Source organism: Streptomyces sp. NPDC006265 (assembly GCF_040613555.1).
Lineage (GTDB): Bacteria > Actinomycetota > Actinomycetes > Streptomycetales > Streptomycetaceae > Streptomyces.
On sequence record NZ_JBEXSH010000865.1, the window covers coordinates 1 to 3,811 of the forward strand.

Genomic DNA, 3,811 nt, shown 5'->3' on the forward strand with positions numbered 1-3,811 from the left:
AAATCTTAATGAGACAAAACACACACCCCCAAACCCCCACCCCCCCACAAACACAAAAAAACCATCCCCCCCGCGGCCCCCCCCGCCGGGGCCCCCCGCCGGGCCCCCCCCCCCCGCCCCGGCGACCGAGCCACTGCGCTGAAAGGCTGTTGATGGACACCCGCACGATCCGCCGTACGAGCGTCACGCTCCCCGCCCTGAACGAGCCGGGCCTCTACCTCTCCAACGTCACCTCGTTGGAGGGCGGCCGTGGCCGGGTGGCGGAGTTCCACTACGCCGACGCCGACCTGCGGGACCTCGACCTGGCCGACACCCACCTGATGGACGGGCGGATCACCGGCCTCAAGGCCCAGCGCACCCGCCTGGAGAAGCTCCGCGTCGACTCCGTGGAGTTCACCGGCTGCGACCTGTCCTCCCTGCAGTGGACCGACAGCAAGATCTCCCGAGCCGTCTTCCGCGACTGCAAGCTCATGGGCGCCGCACTCGAAGACGTGACGCTCGACAACGTCCTGTTCGAGAACTGCAAGCTCGACTACAGCACCCTCACCCGCGTCCGGGCCACCGGCCCCGTGATCTTCGCCAAGTGCTCGCTGCGCGAGACCACCTTCGCCGCCGCTGACCTCGGGGCCGCCCTGATCGACGACTGCGATCTACGGCTGACCGAGTTCGACGGCGGGAAGTACCGCGGCCTGGACCTTCGGGGCAACGACCTCTCCCAGCTTCGCGGCCTGGCCTCGCTCAAGCAGGTCGTCATCGACCACGCCCAGACACTTCAGCTGGCCGAGGCCCTCGCCGCCGAGCTGGACGTCACCTTCGGTGAAGACCTCAACGACAAGTAGCCCCCGCACCCGCCCTCGGAAGGCACGGCCATGGGCCCGCGACTCGTATTCGACACGTACGACGACATACGCGGCCGGTGCGACACCGCACCGGTCCGGCAGACCGGCAGCGTGCCCGGCTACGACCACGGCGCCATCGTCCCCAGCGACGACTGGGTACCCCTCACCTCCGACGAGGCCGAGCGGCACCAGGCCGACGACTCGACGCCCGACAGCATCCGCATCGAGCTCGTACGCCGATCGCTGCCGCCGCTCGACCCGGACGACCTGTCCGTCCGGCTCGAAATCGCCGCCCGCCTCGACCCCCTCAACGGGCGCTGGCCCACCAATCTCCTGGGATGCGCGTCCAGCCCCGGCAACTGGACCACCACCACAGAGGATTCCACCACCGGCCGACGCATCGGCCTGCACGTCGACAACTTCGACCGGCTGCCGTACCCCAGACGCCACCAGGGCCGCCGCCGTCTCTGCCTCAACCTCGGCCCCGGCCCGCGCTACCTGCTCATCGCCGACCACGACATCCAGCAGATCTGCCGCACGTTCCTCGCCGACCTGGACCGCCACCACCCCCACACCGAGGACATCCGCCGGTACGTCGCCGCAGGAAACCCGCTGCGCTGCCTGCGCATCCGCCTCGAACCGGGCGACGGCTACATAGCTCCGACCGAGTTCCTTGCTCACGACGGCTCGACCGCCGGAATCGACCAGCCCTCCGTCGCCGCCTTCTGGCTCGGCCGACCACCGAACGCGTCATGACCGATCATCAGCCACGAGACCGAGTTCATGGACCAGGAGACTCGAGCGTGGACGCGAGGGCGCCGCATCCCGCCCTAGCCGAGTTCGCTACCGAGAAGCCGCGCGGATCGTCAACGACGCCTTCACCGCGATCGAGGAGCGCAGGCCCCTGCCCAACGAAGTCGTGACGGAAGGTGCTCGCGGCATCGTCGAACGCTTCGCACCCGAGGAGCTTCGGCACCCCGGAACGCGAACAGATCAACAAGATCAGCGACGACGCCCTCGCGCTCCTGGCTGACCTGTACGACGGCCGATGTGACGCGCCCCGGGCCCGCTCTTCTGTCTCGCAAAGCAGCACCTCCCCTGGACGGGATGCCACGGCCCCTCCGCTCGGGGTGAGGGTGCAAGAGCATCGGGTTCCGGCAGGGTCAACTTCTCTCCGCATTGAAGCCCTTCAGGGTGCGGGGGCGCCGTGGGTCAGCGTTCGGGTTTGGGCGGGCGCTGCATCAGCGCGGCCGTGGCCTGGTCACGGGTGATCTTGCCGTTCAGGAGCGCGGTGACCACGTCCGTGATGGGCATGTCGACGCCATAGGCGTGGGCCAGGCCGAGGACGGCCTGGGCGCTCTTGACGCCCTCGGTGGTCTGTCGGGTGGCCGCGGTCGCCTCTTCCACGCTCAGGCCTGCACCGAGGTGGGTGCCGAAGGTGCGGTTGCGGGAGAGCGGGGAGGAACAGGTGGCGACGAGGTCGCCGAGGCCGGCCAGGCCGGAGAGGGTGGCGGGGTGCGCACCCATGGCCACGGCCAGGCGGGTGGTCTCGGCGAGGCCTCGGGTGATGAGCATGGCCTGGGCGTTGTGGCCCAGGCTCATCCCGGAGGCGATACCGACCGCGAGCGCGATGACGTTCTTGACCGCGCCGCCGAGTTCGCATCCGACCACGTCGGTGGACGTGTAGGGCCGGAAGTACGCAGTATGGCACGCCTGTTGGACGCGGATGGCGGCCGTTTCGTCGGGGCAGGCGATGGTCGCGGCGGCGGGCTGTCCTGCCATGATCTCGCGGGCGAGGTTCGGCCCGGACAGCACGGCCACGCGCCTGGTGGGGATGCCGGTGACCTCGGTGATGACCTCGCTCGCCCGCAGGTCGGTGTCTCGTTCGATGCCCTTCATCAGCGACACGATCACGGTGTCGGGACCGATGAGCGGGGCCCACGCAGCGAGGCTGCCGCGCAGGGACTGGGCGGGGATGGACAGGACGAGGAAGTCCGCGCCGTCCAGCGCGACCGCGGGGTCGGTGGTGGCCGCCAGGCGTTGCGGCAGGTCCACGTCGGGGAAGTAGCCCGGATTGCGGTGCTGGGTGTTGATCGCGTCGGCGATCTCGCTGCGGCGCGCGTATACGAGGACGTCGCTCCCGGCATCAGCCATGATCTTGGCGACGGCGGTACCCCATGAGCCAGCAGAGAACACCGCCACCCGGGCGGAACGGTCCTGGGTCACTGCGGTGTCCTTCCGGGATGCGCGGGCCGGCCGCTCCGGCGGTCTCGCACCGTCCGCAGCGGACACCGATCAAGGACGGCCTGGGCCAGCCGCCCTCCGAGCGAGGCTACGCCCGCCTCCATGTGCGTGCTCACGCAACTCCTCCTTGAAGTTCAGGCAGCAGGCCGTACTGGTCGAGGGCCTGCCAGGCGGTGTGCAGGACCATGGCGCGGTCCTGGGCGGCATCGATGCGCACCACCCGCCCCAGGGCCGGGAAGGAGCCGGGTTCGCCGGTGACCGCCTGGTACACCTCGCGGACCCGGGCCTGGATGTCGAGGACATCCCCTGGCCGTCTACCTGGCCCTGCAGAGCGACCCGGAGGCCGCGATCGCCCTCAGCGTGGTGCTGCTGGCGGTGTCGATCGCGGTGCTCGCCGGGTTGCGCGACCGATGGATGCGTGCCGGATGACCCGGAACCACGAGCAGGACACGCACACCGGCACCGCGGCGGACGGGCTCGACGCCCGCCTCGTCGTGGACCGCGGGGCCTTCCGTCTCGACGTGGCGCTGACCGTCGCGCCCGGCGAGGTCGTCGCCCTGCTCGGGCCGAACGGCGCCGGCAAGACCACCGCGCTGCGCGCCCTCGCCGGACTGACCCCGCTCTCCGGCGGGCATCTGCGGCTGGACGGCACGGAGCTGGACCGTACGCCGCCGGAGACCCGTCCCGTCGGTGTCGTCTTCCACCGGAGCGGGCGCGGAAGCGGAACT

The 3,811-nt window shown here is 70.3% G+C and carries 5 protein-coding genes and 1 pseudogene; 4 read left to right on the forward strand and 2 right to left on the reverse strand.

Translation table 11 applies throughout. From position 1 onward, the window contains the following. Window positions 1-152: 152 nt before the first annotated feature. Window positions 153-839 carry a pentapeptide repeat-containing protein gene (locus tag ABZ281_RS41695; RefSeq protein WP_356663149.1) on the forward strand — a complete coding sequence of 229 codons (687 nt, stop codon included), beginning with the start codon at window positions 153-155 and terminating at the stop codon, window positions 837-839. A 30-nt stretch (window positions 840-869) separates the two neighbouring features. Next, window positions 870-1,595, forward strand: a complete 726-nt coding sequence (locus ABZ281_RS41700) for a hypothetical protein (protein WP_356663150.1) — start codon at window positions 870-872, stop codon at window positions 1,593-1,595. Between the two features lie 456 nt (window positions 1,596-2,051). Here the strand turns inward: ABZ281_RS41700 and ABZ281_RS41705 are convergent, their stop codons facing one another. Further along, complete coding sequence (locus ABZ281_RS41705) at window positions 2,052-3,065, reverse strand: NAD(P)H-dependent glycerol-3-phosphate dehydrogenase (protein WP_356663151.1); 1,014 nt, start codon at window positions 3,063-3,065, stop codon at window positions 2,052-2,054. Between the two features lie 130 nt (window positions 3,066-3,195). Further along, window positions 3,196-3,354: a hypothetical protein gene (locus ABZ281_RS41710; protein ID WP_356663152.1), complete on the reverse strand. Its 159-nt coding sequence runs from the start codon at window positions 3,352-3,354 to the stop codon at window positions 3,196-3,198. Window positions 3,355-3,386: 32 nt separating this feature from the next. Here ABZ281_RS41710 and ABZ281_RS41715 point away from each other — a divergent pair. Then, window positions 3,387-3,512: pseudogene (locus tag ABZ281_RS41715) on the forward strand (molybdate ABC transporter permease subunit); the annotation flags it as partial. Beyond that, the coding region (locus tag ABZ281_RS41720; protein WP_356663153.1) for an ATP-binding cassette domain-containing protein at window positions 3,509-3,811 on the forward strand (303 nt) is incomplete at its 3' end. The pseudogene ABZ281_RS41715 and the gene ABZ281_RS41720, both read left to right, overlap by 4 nt.